The 14,258-nt window shown below is 37.4% G+C and carries 16 protein-coding genes; 9 read left to right on the forward strand and 7 right to left on the reverse strand.

Annotated elements, in window-relative coordinates; genetic code table 11:
* Positions 1-103: 103 nt before the first annotated feature.
* Positions 104-1,063: a helix-turn-helix domain-containing protein gene (locus tag EG814_RS09110; protein WP_125721093.1), complete on the forward strand. Its 960-nt coding sequence runs from the start codon at positions 104-106 to the stop codon at positions 1,061-1,063.
* A gap of 3 nt (positions 1,064-1,066) precedes the next feature.
* Here the strand turns inward: EG814_RS09110 and EG814_RS09115 are convergent, their stop codons facing one another.
* From EG814_RS09115 to EG814_RS09140, 6 genes are all read right to left on the reverse strand, one after another.
* On the reverse strand, positions 1,067-1,504 hold the full coding sequence (locus EG814_RS09115) for a Rid family detoxifying hydrolase (RefSeq protein ID WP_125721095.1): 438 nt from the start codon (positions 1,502-1,504) through the stop codon (positions 1,067-1,069).
* A 66-nt stretch (positions 1,505-1,570) separates the two neighbouring features.
* Positions 1,571-2,482 (reverse strand): alpha/beta fold hydrolase, encoded by a 912-nt coding sequence (locus EG814_RS09120; RefSeq protein WP_125721097.1) that lies wholly within the window; start codon positions 2,480-2,482, stop codon positions 1,571-1,573.
* A gap of 135 nt (positions 2,483-2,617) precedes the next feature.
* Positions 2,618-3,439: an alpha/beta fold hydrolase gene (locus tag EG814_RS09125; protein WP_125721099.1), complete on the reverse strand. Its 822-nt coding sequence runs from the start codon at positions 3,437-3,439 to the stop codon at positions 2,618-2,620.
* Between the two features lie 217 nt (positions 3,440-3,656).
* Complete coding sequence (locus EG814_RS09130; RefSeq protein ID WP_125721101.1) at positions 3,657-4,022, reverse strand: cupin domain-containing protein; 366 nt, start codon at positions 4,020-4,022, stop codon at positions 3,657-3,659.
* An 84-nt stretch (positions 4,023-4,106) separates the two neighbouring features.
* The gene (locus EG814_RS09135) at positions 4,107-4,583 is read right to left on the reverse strand and encodes a Dps family protein (RefSeq protein WP_125721103.1); all 477 of its coding nucleotides are present in this window, start codon (positions 4,581-4,583) and stop codon (positions 4,107-4,109) included.
* 420 nt (positions 4,584-5,003) lie between these two features.
* Entirely contained in the window at positions 5,004-5,828 is an 825-nt protein-coding gene (locus tag EG814_RS09140) for a helix-turn-helix domain-containing protein (protein ID WP_125721104.1), read from the reverse strand.
* Positions 5,829-6,158: 330 nt separating this feature from the next.
* Between EG814_RS09140 and EG814_RS09145 the strand changes: the two genes are divergently transcribed.
* The 8 genes from EG814_RS09145 to EG814_RS09185 all read left to right on the forward strand — a co-directional run bounded on the left by EG814_RS09145 (position 6,159) and on the right by EG814_RS09185 (position 12,603).
* Positions 6,159-6,491 carry an ArsR/SmtB family transcription factor gene (locus tag EG814_RS09145; protein WP_125721106.1) on the forward strand — a complete coding sequence of 111 codons (333 nt, stop codon included), beginning with the start codon at positions 6,159-6,161 and terminating at the stop codon, positions 6,489-6,491.
* Between the two features lie 10 nt (positions 6,492-6,501).
* Positions 6,502-6,990, forward strand: coding sequence for a GNAT family N-acetyltransferase (locus tag EG814_RS09150; protein WP_125721108.1), 489 nt, complete (start codon positions 6,502-6,504; stop codon positions 6,988-6,990).
* A 34-nt stretch (positions 6,991-7,024) separates the two neighbouring features.
* On the forward strand, positions 7,025-7,498 hold the full coding sequence (locus EG814_RS09155) for a DUF6428 family protein (protein ID WP_125721111.1): 474 nt from the start codon (positions 7,025-7,027) through the stop codon (positions 7,496-7,498).
* Between the two features lie 41 nt (positions 7,499-7,539).
* On the forward strand, positions 7,540-8,154 hold the full coding sequence (locus tag EG814_RS09160) for an arsenate-mycothiol transferase ArsC (RefSeq protein ID WP_125721113.1): 615 nt from the start codon (positions 7,540-7,542) through the stop codon (positions 8,152-8,154).
* Position 8,155: 1 nt separating this feature from the next.
* The gene (gene arsB / locus EG814_RS09165) at positions 8,156-9,214 is read left to right on the forward strand and encodes an ACR3 family arsenite efflux transporter (protein ID WP_125721114.1); all 1,059 of its coding nucleotides are present in this window, start codon (positions 8,156-8,158) and stop codon (positions 9,212-9,214) included.
* A gap of 202 nt (positions 9,215-9,416) precedes the next feature.
* The gene (locus EG814_RS09170; protein ID WP_125721116.1) at positions 9,417-9,722 is read left to right on the forward strand and encodes a DoxX family protein; all 306 of its coding nucleotides are present in this window, start codon (positions 9,417-9,419) and stop codon (positions 9,720-9,722) included.
* Positions 9,723-9,842: 120 nt separating this feature from the next.
* The gene (gene chrA / locus EG814_RS09175; protein WP_125721118.1) at positions 9,843-10,973 is read left to right on the forward strand and encodes a chromate efflux transporter; all 1,131 of its coding nucleotides are present in this window, start codon (positions 9,843-9,845) and stop codon (positions 10,971-10,973) included.
* Positions 10,974-11,796: 823 nt separating this feature from the next.
* On the forward strand, positions 11,797-12,603 hold the full coding sequence (locus EG814_RS09185) for a DUF4382 domain-containing protein (RefSeq protein WP_125721122.1): 807 nt from the start codon (positions 11,797-11,799) through the stop codon (positions 12,601-12,603).
* 773 nt (positions 12,604-13,376) lie between these two features.
* On the opposite strand, the gene EG814_RS09190 is transcribed toward EG814_RS09185, so the two are convergent.
* Complete coding sequence (locus EG814_RS09190) at positions 13,377-14,213, reverse strand: outer membrane beta-barrel protein (RefSeq protein ID WP_164515299.1); 837 nt, start codon at positions 14,211-14,213, stop codon at positions 13,377-13,379.
* Positions 14,214-14,258 lie beyond the last annotated feature (45 nt).

Raw genomic sequence — 14,258 nt, forward strand, 5'->3', positions numbered from 1 at the left:
TTTTAATTAATGTTACAATTAGATTTTGACAAAGTTACATGCGCAATAAGAGTTAAAATATTTACATTTGACACATTAATAGCTCTAAAAGGTCTAATTTATTATGGAATTGAATATAAAAAAGGAATTCGGTTTCCTGGCAGGTTTTGCAGATTTGGTTGGTTCAGAGGTCGTTAATGGAATGCTGACAATTCCGGAAGATAAAGGAAACGGCTATTTGAGAGGGTTTAGGCTGGATAATTCAATAAGCATGATTGTAAGTAATTATGAATTTAATGATGATCTGCTCACAAAACGTTTTGGAAGCGAAAACTCACTTAAGAGAATCTTGTTTTCTTTTAATTCCATTTTTCCAGATCCTAATTCTAAAATCAAAAACTCGAAAAATGATTTGCCTTCCATACGGGTTTTTAAGGGAAAACTGAACATTGAAACTTTTTATCCAAACAAAACTAAATTCAAATCTATTTTTATTGGAATTGATTCCGATATGCTGGTCAATCTTTTAGGTTCAAATGGAAACAATGCTATTTTAAAAAAAATTACCGGCAGTGAGCAGCCTATTCTTTTTGAAGAGTCTGTCTCACCAAAGATACAGGAAGTGGCACTAGAAATCATCGAATCTGATATTCCTGATACACTGTCTGATTTTTTCTTTAAAATAAAAGCTGAAGAACTAATATGTTTAACGTTAAAAGAACTTTTCAAAAGAGAAAAACCCACTTTGCACGTTCTGAATGAAATGGATGTCCAGAAAATTTATAAAGCCAGGGATGCGATCTTAAACGAAATTCATATACCTCCCGTCATTAAAAACCTGGCATTACAAATCGGAATGAGCGAATCAAAGTTTAAAAGGCTCTTCAAGCAAATTTTTGGAAGCAGTTTATTTAGCTATTATCAAAAGTTTAGAATGAAGGAAGCCTCCCGATTATTAAAAGAAAATAAAATGTCGGTTTCCGAAGTGGGTTATGCATTGGGATTTTCAAATTTGAGCCATTTCAGCAAAGTTTTTGAGCAGCATAACGGAATGAAACCCAAAGCTTTTCAAAAAAATAGGTAAGTTTTATTTTTTCACCGCAATACATTCTATTTCAATGCTCGCGTTTTTGGGCAGTGAAACTATTTCAATTGTGCTTCGGGCAGGAAAGTGATGGTGGAAGTAGCTTCCATAAATTTTATTAACTGCTTCATACTGCTTGATGTCTGTAATGAAAATGGTGGTTTTTACAATGTGGTCCAAATCTGAACTGTTGTTTTGCAAAACGGCTTTCAGGTTTTCGAAAATCTGAATGGTTTGTTCTTCAATTCCATTTTTCAAAGTGTTTGTTTTTGGATCAACGCCAATCTGCCCCGAAACAAACACTAAATCTGTAAAACTGGTGGAATGGCTGTATGGGCCAATTGGCTTTGGCAGATTGGAATGGTTTACTGAAACAATGGATTTGGTATTAGTGCAGGAAGCGAAAACTAATAAGGCTAAAAATACTGCTGTTCTTTTCATCTCTAATTCTCTTTTAAGAAAAACAGAAGAGGTTAATTTTCTCCAAACTAACCTCTTTCTGAATTTTTATTTTTTTACAAATTTCAATAACTCTGAGTTGAATTTATCCAATTCTTCAATGAATAAGGCGTGACCGCTTTTTTCTAAAGGCACCAATGTAGAATTTTTTAATAGAGAATGCATTTGTTCAGCCAATTCATAAGAACATATTTTGTCCAATTTTCCGTGAAGAATAAGTGTGGGGATTGTGATGCTTTTCAATTCCTCTCTCAAGTCGCTGTCTCTTAGAGTTTTTAATCCTTCAGCCATTGCATAAGGTGAAGCTTGTGCCTGAATAGTTCCCAACCATGCGCCATAACCTGGAGCAACGCTTGTTTCGTTAGCTGGGAATATCTGACCAAAGTTTTCCAGTAATTTAGGTCTGTTGGTATTGTTCAATTTGATTAATCCGTCGACGTCTTCTTTAGTCCACAAACCGTAATTGAAATCGGCCCTTTTTGTCCATATTGGCGCCGCTGCTCCGAATAAAGCCAATTTGGAAACATGAGCCGCTTTATATTTGGCAACATAATGGATCACAGTTGCACCTCCCATTGAAAAACCGCCGATTGTTGCGTTTTGAATATTCAATTTGTCAAGGACTACTTTAATGTCATCTGCAAAAACATCGTAGTTGTATTTTCCTGCTGGTTTGTCTGATAATCCAAAACCTCTCAAAGTAATTCCGATAACCCTGTATCCCTGCTGTGTAAAATAAGCATACTGATACTCGTACATTGCATCGCTCAATGGCCATCCGTGGATCAAAACGATTGGCTGACCTTCGCCAAGATCCGTAACGTGAAGCTTTACATTTTTTTCAACTTCTATATACTCTTCCCTTCCATAAGATGCTGGAATTCTCTTTGTTTGTGCAAACGAAACACTGCTAAATAAGACTGCTGTAAATAAACCGATTGATAAAATTAAATTTTTCATGTTTTCTAAATTTTAAATTGTTATTTTTTAAATAATTTGGTTGTTGTTATTTGATGTTGCAAAGTTGGGATAAAGCGCAGGAAGGGACAATGGATCGTTTTCTCTTTGAACTGCACTTTTTTCCCTTTCTTGGATTTATGACTGGATAAATTCCAAAATGTCTCTATTGATCGTCTCCGCTTCAGTAGTCGGCATACCGTGTGAGAATCCAGGATAAATAATCAGTTTTCCTTTTTTCAAAAGTTCGGCCGCTTTTACAGCAGTTGTTTCATAAGGTACGATCTGGTCGTCATCACCATGCTGAACCAATACAGGAACATCAATACTTTTAAGATCTTCAGTAAAGTCAGTTTCAGAGAAAACTTCGATACAATCGTATTGCGCTTTAATGCCGCCCATCATTCCCTGTCTCCACCAGTTGTCTTGGATTCCTTTTTTTACATTGGCGCCTTCACGATTGTAGCCATAAAAAGGAACAGTCAGGTCTTGGTAAAATTGCTGTCTGTTATGTAAAGTATTGTATCGGATATCATCAAACACAGCCAATGGCACACCATTTGGGTTTCTATCGTCTGCAATCATATACGGAGTAATTGCACTGATCAGAACCACTTTTGATACACGGTCTTTTCCGTACTGGGCTGCGTAGCGCAAGGCTTCTCCGCCACCTGTTGAATGCCCAATGTGAATTGTATTATGAAGGTCTAAAAACTCAGCCAATTCAGCTACATCCTGTGCGTACGTGTCCATGTCGTTTCCTTTATATGTTTGAGTGGATCTTCCATGGCCTCTTCTGTCGTGGGCGATAACTCTGTATCCCTGGTTTAGGAAAAACATCATTTGAGCATCCCAGTCGTCAGATGACAACGGCCATCCGTGGTGAAAGAAAATTGGCTGTCCTGCTCCTAAATCTTTGAAATAAATTTCTGTTCCGTCTTTTACTGTAAATTTGTTCATCTTGTTTATATTTTAATGTTACTGTTATTTTGATAAGGCAAAGTTGAGATTAATCTGGGCGTCTATCAATGGATGGCTTTCTCTTTGAACTGCACTTTTTTCCCTTGCTTTAAATTTTTATTTTTTTTGAAGAATGCCATTTGTCTTTTAAGTCCACTGTCTGTTTCAATCAGATGTGAAGAATAACCGCAAGCAAGACTTTCAAATTCTACTGGGATTATTTATTTTTCATTACAAGAAGAGCCTTGTCTTTCTCCACAATGTAAGTAGCAAGCTCCGAAGCTTTAACATGACCTATATTTCTTGCTGAATGATTCTTTCCTGCGGGGACAAAAAGTACGTCACCAGCTTTAAGAATAATGGGTTTTTCTCCTTCAATCTGATATTCAAATGTGCCTTCCAGCACATAAATCAGTTCCTCACCCGGATGGTTATGCATCCCAAAAGCGGAATGTGCTTCGAAGTCTATCCGAGCCTGAATAGTTTCATATCCCAAAACCGAAATATCATGTCTTTGCAGATTGGTGCGGCTAATTCCTGACTGCTGTGCAAAAGCGGTTTCTGGAGTTAAAAATGCAGTCAGGCCTGCGAAAGCAACAGCTCCTCATAAAAATTTTTTGTGCGTTTTCATCTGTTTATTTTTTAATGTTAATTAATTTCTTTGTTATTATTTTTTTAAATGTGCTCTTAATATCCAAGCTGTTTTTTCGTGTTCCTGCATCAATCCAGTGATGAAATCGCTAGTTCCTAAATCCTCATAATCATTGTCAAAAAGATTGATGTCTGCTCTTAAATGGGTGATTATAGTTTCGTGTGCAGAAAGGAGTTCGCTTATTAAACTCTGGCTGTCATTTTCAGTCGGAACGTTTTCAGTCAGACGACTCAGTTCCAAAAATGCTTTTAAAGTTGCAGGCACCAAATGACCCAAAGTGCGGATACGTTCTGCAACAGTATCAATTGTTTCAGCTATTTGATTTGCCTGCTCATCAAATAGTTTGTGCTTGTCATAGAAATCATTTCCTTCGATGTTCCAATGTGCTTGTTTCGTTTTCGTGTGGAGTACAGATTCGTCGGCAAGTATTTTTGTTAATTCCAAAGCCACATTTTGGCTGTTGTTTTCCGATATTCCAATATTGGTTTTCATAATTAATTAGTGTTTTTTATTTGATGATGCAAAGGTTCTCCAAAACCCGAGACACATCAATGGACGCATTTCTCTTTGGACTGCACTTTTTTCCTTTATTGTAAAGAATGTCCATTGCAATGTTTTTCAACCATTTTCATGATTGCTATAGCGCTTGGCAAACCTAAAAGTTTAATAAGGGGTAAAATATCTTTATTAGGTAAATTAATATTTCTAAAAGGTCAGACTTCCCTATAAAGATTTTCTCAATTAAACAGCGCTTATCGTTTACTGCTGCGAAGATTATCACAAGTTCCGGAAATATAATGGGCACATTTTTCTTTTGGATACGCTTTCCTTTTATTTGATAAAATCGCCAGCTGGAGCCTTTTTAATGATTTGCATAAAAAAAGCACGGCTTGAATGCCGTGCTTTGTATAGTTAAAACTGCTTTCTAAATGAAATTGGGGACAGTCCCGTGTTTTTTGTAAAAAAACGAATGAAATAAGCATCGTCTTCATAATTCAGGCTATAGGCAATTTCTTTAACCGTCATCTGTGTATGTGCCAAGAGCCTTTTGCTTTCAAGAACGATTCTTTCTTTAATAATATCGTTGGGAGTCCTCTTGCTGACAAGTCCGATTTTCTTGCTGAGATTCTTGGGAGTCACAAATAGCAGATCGGCATAATCCGCAACCGTATGCAGAGTCCTGTAATGCTGTTCGACAAGTTTGCTGAATTTCCGTAAAAACTGCACATCAGCCTGCTGGCTTTCTTCTGCTAATCGGTGCTGGTGTTTCCAGATACGGGTCGATTTCAGTATGATGAGCTTTAACAGTATACGAAGCATTTCCTCAGTGTTTGCATCCTCATTTTTCATTTCAAATTGAATTTCCCTGATTATTTTCTGAATATCCACAGATTGATTTTCGTCCAAAGCAATGAATGGAATTTCAAATACATTATTATACAAAATTCCGTCGCAGGCTATTTCCTGATCGTGAATTTCTATGCAGTAGAAATCCCTATTGAAATGCAGTAATTGGCCATCTTTAGTTTCGCAAGGCTTTATCACCACTTTGGGATTAATAAACAGCAAGGAATCAGATTTCATCTCGATCTCCTGGAAATCAACTTGTATAATGGCATTTTTTGGCAAAAATAAAATTTTGATATGCTCTTCCACAGAATCAAATCGGCCGTCTTCAAAGGATTGTTTTGTGAATTGTAAATTGCCGAACTGTTTATACGAGAATTCTTTTAACATGTTTTAATTTTAACTATCAATTGTTTAACCTTTCTATACTTATGGATAACGCTGCTATCCGGCATATTTTATTATTGCTTAGCAGTATAATAAATAAGTAAAAGTATTGAAATTCCTATCCAAAAAAGCAAGCCAGCCAGATAAAATTTCACATAGTGCCCACTTACTTAATATTTGATATTCAATATAAAAATACAATAGACTTTCATCGCAATTGCCGCATAACTGATTCAGAGTTTGGTCCATTCTTTTTGCGATAGCTTAAATATTAGGATAATTTTCATTCTATATAAATTTATTATCGTAATATTGCAATATAAATATAAGACAATGGGAGCAACAAAAACAGATCATTTTACCGAAAGCCAGAACGAGCTGGCTGTTTTAGCAAAAGCGTTAGGACATCCTGCCCGTATTGCTATTATGGAATATCTATTAAAAGTGGATGCCTGCATCTGCGGGGATATTGTAAATGAACTTCCACTTTCGCAGCCTACAGTTTCTCAGCATTTGAAAGAATTGAAAAATGCAGGGCTAATCAAAGGGAGCATCGAGGGGAATTCTATTTGCTACTGTATCAATGAACCCGGGCTTGAGAAGATAAAAGTTTTTTTTGAGCATATATCAGATCATTTGGCAAACAAGCGAAACGAATGCTGTTAACTGTAAAAATATGGAAATAAGAAAACTTTCACCTCAAGACTGGGATCAGGTAAAATTAATCTATCAAAAAGGAATAGACACCGGCAATGCCACTTTCCAGAACAGCGCACCTTCATGGGAAGAATGGGACAATTTACATCTGGAATCCTGCAGAATTATAATACAGGATGATAATATTATAATCGGCTGGGCAGCTCTCTCTCCTGTTTCTTCCCGCTGTGTTTATGCAGGGGTTGCGGAAGTGAGCGTATATGTAGATTCTTCCCATTCAGGAAAAGGAATCGGGCTTACCCTTTTAAATGAGCTTGTCAGACAGAGTGAAGAAGAAGAAGGAATCTGGACACTTCAGGCAGGAATATTTCCTGAGAATAAGGCGAGTCTTCGCATTCATCAAAAAGCAGGTTTCAGGATACTTGGAATAAGGGAGAAAATCGGAAAACAAAATGGTATCTGGAGAGATACCGCGTTTCTTGAAAGAAGAAGTTCCGTTATTATTTAATAAAAAAATATAGTATAACTAAATATAAAAAATTATGAAACTTTCAGAAATTAAAGAAGTGCTTAAAACACTGGAAGCTGTAAATTTTCAGCTGCCGGACGGCACATTTGTACCGGAATATTTTCATGTAACTGAAGTAGGCTTGGTTACCAAAAACTTCATCGACTGCGGCGGTACGGTAAGAAAGGAAACTGTTGTGAATTTCCAGCTTTGGGATGCCAATGACTATGAGCACAGGCTGAAACCTCAGAAACTGATCCACATCATTGAGCTTTCAGAAAAAGTATTGGGAATTGAAGATCATGAAATTGAAGTGGAGTACCAGAACACTACGATCGGTAAATACGATTTAGATTTTAACGGGCTGAACTTCACTCTGCTTAATAAACAGACAGCATGTCTTGCTCAGAAACAGTGCGGTATTCCATCTGATAAGCCTAAAGTGAAATTATCCCAGTTAAATACTGATAATGCCAATTCATGCACTCCTGGCGGCGGATGCTGCTAACTTTTAAATAGATAACTACTAAACCATTATATTAAAAAATTATGCTATATCCGCAAATTGAGAATACCGTTAAATCATTTGATTTTAGGCAGCTCTCTGAAGATCGCAAAGCAGTCCTGCAGCCATTAATCGACTTTATTCAGACTAAAGTGGACAGTAAGCTGGATACCAGACTAAACCTTATCTGCACACACAATTCAAGAAGAAGTCATCTGTCGCAAGTTTGGGCACAGACTGCGGCTGCCTATTACGGCATAAAAAATGTTTCCTGCTATTCAGGAGGGACTGAAGCTACTGCGCTGTTCCCTATGGCTGCCCAGACACTTCAGGATTCGGGATTTAAGATTAAGACTCTTTCAGAAGGATCAAACCCAGTTTATTCAATAAAATATTCAGCTGATGAACTTCCTGTCATCGGTTTTTCCAAAACCTATGATGATGACTTCAATCCTGAAAGCGGATTCGCTGCAATTATGACCTGCTCTCAGGCTGATGGCGGATGCCCGTTTATAGCAGGTGCCGAGAAAAGAATCCCGATTACCTTTGAAGATCCAAAAATTTCTGACGGAACGTCTCAGCAGAGAGAAACTTATCTGGAGCGTAGCCTGCAGATAGGAGCTGAAATGTTTTACGTATTCTCACAAATAAAAAAATAAAATGTCAGCAGATAACTGTACACCAGTCGTCGGACGCAAAAAATTAAGCTTCCTTGACCGATTTTTAACCCTTTGGATCTTCCTTGCTATGGCTATAGGCGTAGCAATAGGATACTTTATTCCTTCAAGCGGGGATTTTATCAATTCCTTCTCCAGCGGGACAACAAACATTCCATTGGCAATAGGACTCATCCTGATGATGTACCCGCCTCTGGCAAAGGTAAAATATGAGCAGATGGGACAGGTTTTCAAAAATACAAAAGTCTTGGGAGCATCATTATTCCTAAATTGGATTGTAGGCCCTGTCTTAATGCTTTTATTGGCGCTGCTGTTTTTGAACGGATACCCAGAATACATGATTGGGGTAATCCTTATTGGTCTGGCACGCTGCATAGCAATGGTTGTGGTATGGAATGATCTGGCAGACGGTAATAGGGAATATGCTGCAGGACTTATTGCACTTAACAGTATATTTCAGGTGCTGTTTTACAGCGTCTATGCTTATATCTTTATAACCATCCTGCCTCCCTATTTTGGATATGATGGTTTTGAGGTAAACATCAGCATTGCACAGATTGCCGAGAGTGTGGGCATCTATTTAGGGATTCCTTTTGCGTTGGGGATCATAAGCCGTTATACTCTGACAGCCCTGAAAGGCTCTCAATGGTTCAAAAACAAGTATATGCCTTTAATCTCGCCAATTACTCTTATTTCTTTACTCTTTACAATCATTGTAATGTTCACTCTAAAGGGAGAACTGATTGTTCAGATTCCTATGGACGTTGTGCGCATTGCCTTGCCGCTTGTGATTTACTTTACTTTGATGTTTATCATCAGTTTTTTTACAGGAAAATATTTTGGCGCTGATTATTCACAAGCTGCATCTATGGCTTTTACCGCTACGGGCAATAATTTTGAACTGGCAATTGCCGTGGCAATCGGTGTGTTTGGTATAAACAGCGGGCAGGCATTTGCTGGAGTAATAGGACCTCTTGTAGAAGTGCCGGCTTTAATTGCATTAGTAAACCTTGCATTCTGGTTTAGGTCAAAGTATTTTTAAAAACCGCTAAGAATTCGTAATTATTCTTACGCAGCCTTCTGCAGAAAACAGACAACAAAATCCACAGATTTAGAAATAGTGTTTATACTTTTTATATTGTAACTGGTGTTTCTGAAAAAGTGTTTGTTATTTAAAAAGACATTGGATAAAAACAGTATGTTTTTTTGATTATAAATTAAAATAAGCAAAAATAAAAGGCATCATGATATTCGAAAAAATAATTCAGACAGACGGGCCAAAAACTACACTGCTGATTCGTTTTATGATTGGCATTGTCTTCCTTTCAGAAGGCATTCAAAAATATTTATTTTCTTTCCTTCTTGGCGCAGAGCGCTTACAAAAAATAAGCTTGCCAGAATCTGAATTATTAGGAATCTTCGAGGGCTGGTTTGAAATATTCTGCGGCATTTCTTATTCTGATCGAATTCACTGCAAAACAAACAAGCATTCCTCTTGTAGCCACAATGATTACAGACATTTACGATGCCAAATGCAAAATATTTATTAATAAATAAAGGCTCTTGGAAAATGGTGCATGTAAGCCGTACCGATCGGGCGATGCTTGAAAATAGTTTCTGTTTATTAAACGTGCCGGGAGGTGGTCCATGGCAGAATTTGAGTAAAAAAAATGGAGCATAATGCAAATCTAAAAGAAATTTTTCAAGTATTCATAAAGCTGGGAACTATTGGCTTTGGAGGTCCTGCTGCACATATTGCGATGATGCACGAGGAAGTGGTTATAAAACGTAAATGGATGGCCGAGCAGCATTTTCTGGATCTGATTGGAGCAACTAGCCTTATTCCCGGCCCCAACAGCACCGAGATGGCAATCCATATCGGTTATATAAAAGGAGGCTGGAAAGGACTTCTTGTCGCCGGGTTCTGTTTTATCATGCCTGCGGTTCTTATCACAGGATTTTTTGCCTATTTGTACCGCAGCTATGGACAGCTCCCACAAGTGCAGCCTTTCATTTACGGAATCAAACCGGCAGTCATAGCCATAATTATTGGGGCAGTTTATCCCCTAGCCGTAAAATCGATAAAATCTTTACTTTTGGGTCTGATCGCAATAACTGTCCTTACTGCATCCATTTTAGGAATTAACGAAATTTGTCTGCTGTTTGGATCAGGCCTGCTTTCATCTGCTGTTTTTTACATTCAAAAAATGAGAACAGACAAACTGCAAAGTTTTACTCCATTTGCCTTGATGGCTATACCTCAAACTGCCTTTTGCTCAGGGGTAGATTCTAAACTTTTTTTAATCTTTCTTAAAATAGGTGCCATTCTTTACGGAAGCGGATATGTTCTTTTTGCCTTTTTAGATACAGAACTCGCTGCAAAGGGGCTGCTCACAAAACAGCAGCTTATAGATGCCATTGCAATTGGCCAGTTTACGCCCGGGCCGCTGTTCTCATCAGTAACTTTTATCGGCTATCAGATCAATGGTCTTTCGGGAGCGGCAATCTCAACCATTGCAATTTTTCTGCCGTCTTTTATTTTTGTTGCCCTGCTTCATCAGCTGATGAAAAAATTGCGCACTTCAAAAGGACTGGCCGTGTTTATGGATGCTGTTAATGTGGCTTCTATAGCGCTTATCGCTGCCGTATGCCTAGCCATGGCAAATGAAGCCATTACCGATTGGCGTACTATTGCAATTGCCGCTATCAGCTGCATTGCCATTTTTAAGCTAAAAAAAATAAACAGCGCCCTAGTGGTTATACTGGGCGCTGTTCTAGGCTATTTTTTGGCTTATCTGTAGCTGTGGCACAAAGGCATAAAAACTAAATTGTGTGCAATAATGTTTTAATAAATGCCTTGTTTTTCAAGTATCTAAGCTGCAGTGACAAAAATATTCCTTTTTAAACGATGAACAATTGTCCTGCTAAAAAAGTTAAAAGCAAGCATGCCTGCAGAGCAGCAAATAAAAACAAAATCACCAGGCTGCAAACTTAAATCCAATCCGTAGTTTTAGCCCGCTCTATTTCTTTATTGCGAGCGGCTTTATAGGGCTTTGCCGGGAATCTAAGCTTTGAAATGAAGGGCTTAGACCATAGGCTTTTTGCAATGCCTATATGCCTGCTATAAATAAGTGCGGCTTCTAATTCTTTTTCTGCTGTCCTGGAGCATAGGCTTTCGCGCTTTTATCCCCCGTCATTTTTTTTGCCTGCCCTGGAGGCACCTTGCCTGAGGAGGTATGGATATGCGCACTGCAGCCGCTAAGCAGTAAAGCAGCAAGCACAGACAGGACGCTCCCGAGTATTTTATTTTTTCGGTTTTGCATAAAAAGTTTTTTTTGATGGTTACAAGACAAATATACCCATTTTTGGAATACTATTAAAGAGAAATACTAAAGCTCTAAAAAACTTCAACCCACACATGCAAGATTAACTTCCAGCATTAGCGAGCCTCTTTTCCATTTCCAATTGCAGCGTCCAGTTATTAAAATATTTTGACATTCAGATGCTATGTTAATATCATTTTCCTTAATATTCCATTAAGACATCCTACAAATGCATAATTAACATACTAAACCAATTTTGAAATGCGTTATTAATTAACTAACTTAAAAAAAGAAGAAACTAATGAAAAAAGCAAACACCAAATGTAGAATTTTCCTTTTGGCTTCATTATTTACCCTATTGCTTACAGGGTGCAGCAGTGATGGTAATGATGGGCCGCAGACATCAAAAGTAAGCGTGCGAATGACAGATGCACCGGGTGATTACGATCAGGTAAACGTTGAAGTATTGGACGTTAGAATTAAAAGCAGCTCTGAAACTGGCGAAGATGGATGGGTTAGTATAGGAAATATTAAACCGGGAATATATAATTTATTGGATTTAACTGGCGGTGTAAATGTGCTTTTGGCAGAGAACGAAGTTCCATCTGGATATTTAGGCCAGATGCGATTAATTCTTGGAGATAAGAACACTGTTGTTAAAGACGGCGTGACTTATCCTTTAAAAACGCCAAGCGCGCAGCAGTCTGGCTTAAAATTAAAAGTAAACCAAACTTTGACAGCTGGCGTAACGTATGATTTTTTACTTGATTTTGATGTCGAGCATTCCGTTGTTGTAGAAGCAGGCGGTTCCGGCGGCTACAATCTGCATCCTGTAATCAGAGTGTCCACGGCTGCTGCATCTGGGATTATCAAAGGAATAATTACGCCTTTCAGCTTCCAGGCTGTAATATCGGTTCAGGTTGGGGACACAACTGTTTCGGCTTATACAGATGAATCGGGAGCGTTTCAGCTAAACGGTATCGCGGCTGGGACGTATTCTGTAACCATTACGCCAGATGCTGCTTCGCAATTGCCAGCTTTGGTTGTTCCTAATGTAGTGGTCGTGAATGGCCAGATTACTAACATGAATACCTTAACACTAAAATAATAAAAGAGAAAAACAGCTAATACTGCTTGTTATTTTTTTAAGCAAAAATGCGTTAATTGAAATCAATTGGCGCATTTTTTACATTTGCCTCATCAAATTTGACACCTTCTCTGCTACAAAAGCTAATGCAAATTTTATAGATGTTTTCAACTGTTTGAAATTTAGGGTAAAAAATACAGCCTATTTACCAGTTTATACCTCTTTATTAAAAAAAGTATAAGAGTGTCTTTTACAAATAATAAAATGTCCAAGAACATTTTGTAAAGACTTATGAAAATTTGATAGATTACATCAACCCCCAACAGGGCATCCAAATCAAATTTACAATTCCAATTGAGGACAGACCCTAAATATGGCAAGCCAATTTCTTCAAATCATCCAAAAAAGATGTTGAAATTTGTCCTGTTCCTGTCAGAATAAAAACAGATTTTTATAATTGAAAAAATGTTATAAATTACTGTTCTAAGCTTTGTGGCAAAATCATGGCACATGGTGTTTCTGAAAAATAAGAAATCCAGGAAAATCAAGATGTAACATGCTTAAGTTCGAAACTTATACAGATAAAAAGAAACTAACAACTATGTGAAAATTGGATGAAATTATGAGGCGCACTTTTTTCTATGACTGCTTTTAAATAATAATGTAAAACCTCGTATTTACTATGGTCAAAGCGGAACCTCTTCCTCCACTGGCTTCAAATTGATATTTTTCAACTTTTATTAATAAAGATTTTTTTTACTAGATTAATAAATCCTATTTGTTTATAGTGTTTATTAGTAGCAGAAATTCCATCCTAAAGTCAAACCAAAAGCTACTGGCGTAATTTTGGCATTTTGTTGCGTACTGTAAAGGCCGTTCGCTTTTCTATCGGTCGTTGACATCGGATTAAAACCTACATAAGACTGATTTTTATCTTGGTCAAGTATCGTTCCGTACCCCTTTTCGAGAAACATAGCTGTGTACAAGGCATTCTTTTTTCCCATATCAAAGGTAAATCCTAACTCGAAAGAACTCATAAAAATTCCTTTTGTATCATATTCTCCTTTCGCGGCATAAGTGCTTTGCTGTCCTATTCCGTATTCAGGTAAATTATCGATTGGCAAATTAAAATCTGGGTAATAAGCCGTGCCAGTTACGTTATCTGCAGCCGCATTTATTTTATACATGACAGGCAAAAAATACTTTACCCCTGCCCTAAAATTAAAATCTATTCCTTTATTAATGTTAGTTTTAATCTGCACAAAAAGCGGAATTTGAACGGCGTGCAATGTTTGTTTTTCTTTATAATTACTAGTTGTGACATTATAAATAAATGCCGAACCAGAAGCATCTACTTCATAATTTGTCAATGTGCTGGAAGACGAAATCAAAGCTACATTTTGCTTGTATTGCGAAAATTCTATACCCGATCCTATTCCGATGTTTTTTGTGAAAGAATAAACGTAGCCTACTTTTACCGCTCCTCCCACTGAAGTTTCTGCTTTTGTTCCCTCCACGTTACTTTCAAGGTTAGCTGCTCCTATTTGTACACCCGCGTAAAACTGAGCACTGGCAATCGTAGAGAACAAAATTGCAGTAATTACCAGTATGCATTTTTTATTGAATTTCATATATTTTATTTTTACTATAATCCATCCCCATTCTATAAAAAATGG

This window comes from Flavobacterium ustbae, from assembly GCF_003946915.1.
Lineage (GTDB): Bacteria > Bacteroidota > Bacteroidia > Flavobacteriales > Flavobacteriaceae > Flavobacterium > Flavobacterium ustbae.

Excerpts from the sequence above, each read along its gene's own strand:
- arsB (WP_125721114.1), top strand. The coding sequence starts at position 8,156 with ATGTCAGCAGATAACTGTACACCAGTCGTCGGACGCAAAAAATTAAGC.
- EG814_RS09160 (WP_125721113.1), top strand. The coding sequence starts at position 7,540 with ATGCTATATCCGCAAATTGAGAATACCGTTAAATCATTTGATTTTAGG.
- chrA (WP_125721118.1), top strand. The coding sequence starts at position 9,843 with ATGGAGCATAATGCAAATCTAAAAGAAATTTTTCAAGTATTCATAAAG.
- EG814_RS09115 (WP_125721095.1), bottom strand. The coding sequence starts at position 1,504 with ATGAAAAGAACAGCAGTATTTTTAGCCTTATTAGTTTTCGCTTCCTGC.
- EG814_RS09145 (WP_125721106.1), top strand. The coding sequence starts at position 6,159 with ATGGGAGCAACAAAAACAGATCATTTTACCGAAAGCCAGAACGAGCTG.
- EG814_RS09185 (WP_125721122.1), top strand. The coding sequence starts at position 11,797 with ATGAAAAAAGCAAACACCAAATGTAGAATTTTCCTTTTGGCTTCATTA.
- EG814_RS09155 (WP_125721111.1), top strand. The coding sequence starts at position 7,025 with ATGAAACTTTCAGAAATTAAAGAAGTGCTTAAAACACTGGAAGCTGTA.
- EG814_RS09120 (WP_125721097.1), bottom strand. The coding sequence starts at position 2,482 with ATGAAAAATTTAATTTTATCAATCGGTTTATTTACAGCAGTCTTATTT.
- EG814_RS09140 (WP_125721104.1), bottom strand. The coding sequence starts at position 5,828 with ATGTTAAAAGAATTCTCGTATAAACAGTTCGGCAATTTACAATTCACA.
- EG814_RS09125 (WP_125721099.1), bottom strand. The coding sequence starts at position 3,439 with ATGAACAAATTTACAGTAAAAGACGGAACAGAAATTTATTTCAAAGAT.
- EG814_RS09150 (WP_125721108.1), top strand. The coding sequence starts at position 6,502 with ATGGAAATAAGAAAACTTTCACCTCAAGACTGGGATCAGGTAAAATTA.
- EG814_RS09190 (WP_164515299.1), bottom strand. The coding sequence starts at position 14,213 with ATGAAATTCAATAAAAAATGCATACTGGTAATTACTGCAATTTTGTTC.
- EG814_RS09170 (WP_125721116.1), top strand. The coding sequence starts at position 9,417 with ATGATATTCGAAAAAATAATTCAGACAGACGGGCCAAAAACTACACTG.
- EG814_RS09135 (WP_125721103.1), bottom strand. The coding sequence starts at position 4,583 with ATGAAAACCAATATTGGAATATCGGAAAACAACAGCCAAAATGTGGCT.
- EG814_RS09110 (WP_125721093.1), top strand. The coding sequence starts at position 104 with ATGGAATTGAATATAAAAAAGGAATTCGGTTTCCTGGCAGGTTTTGCA.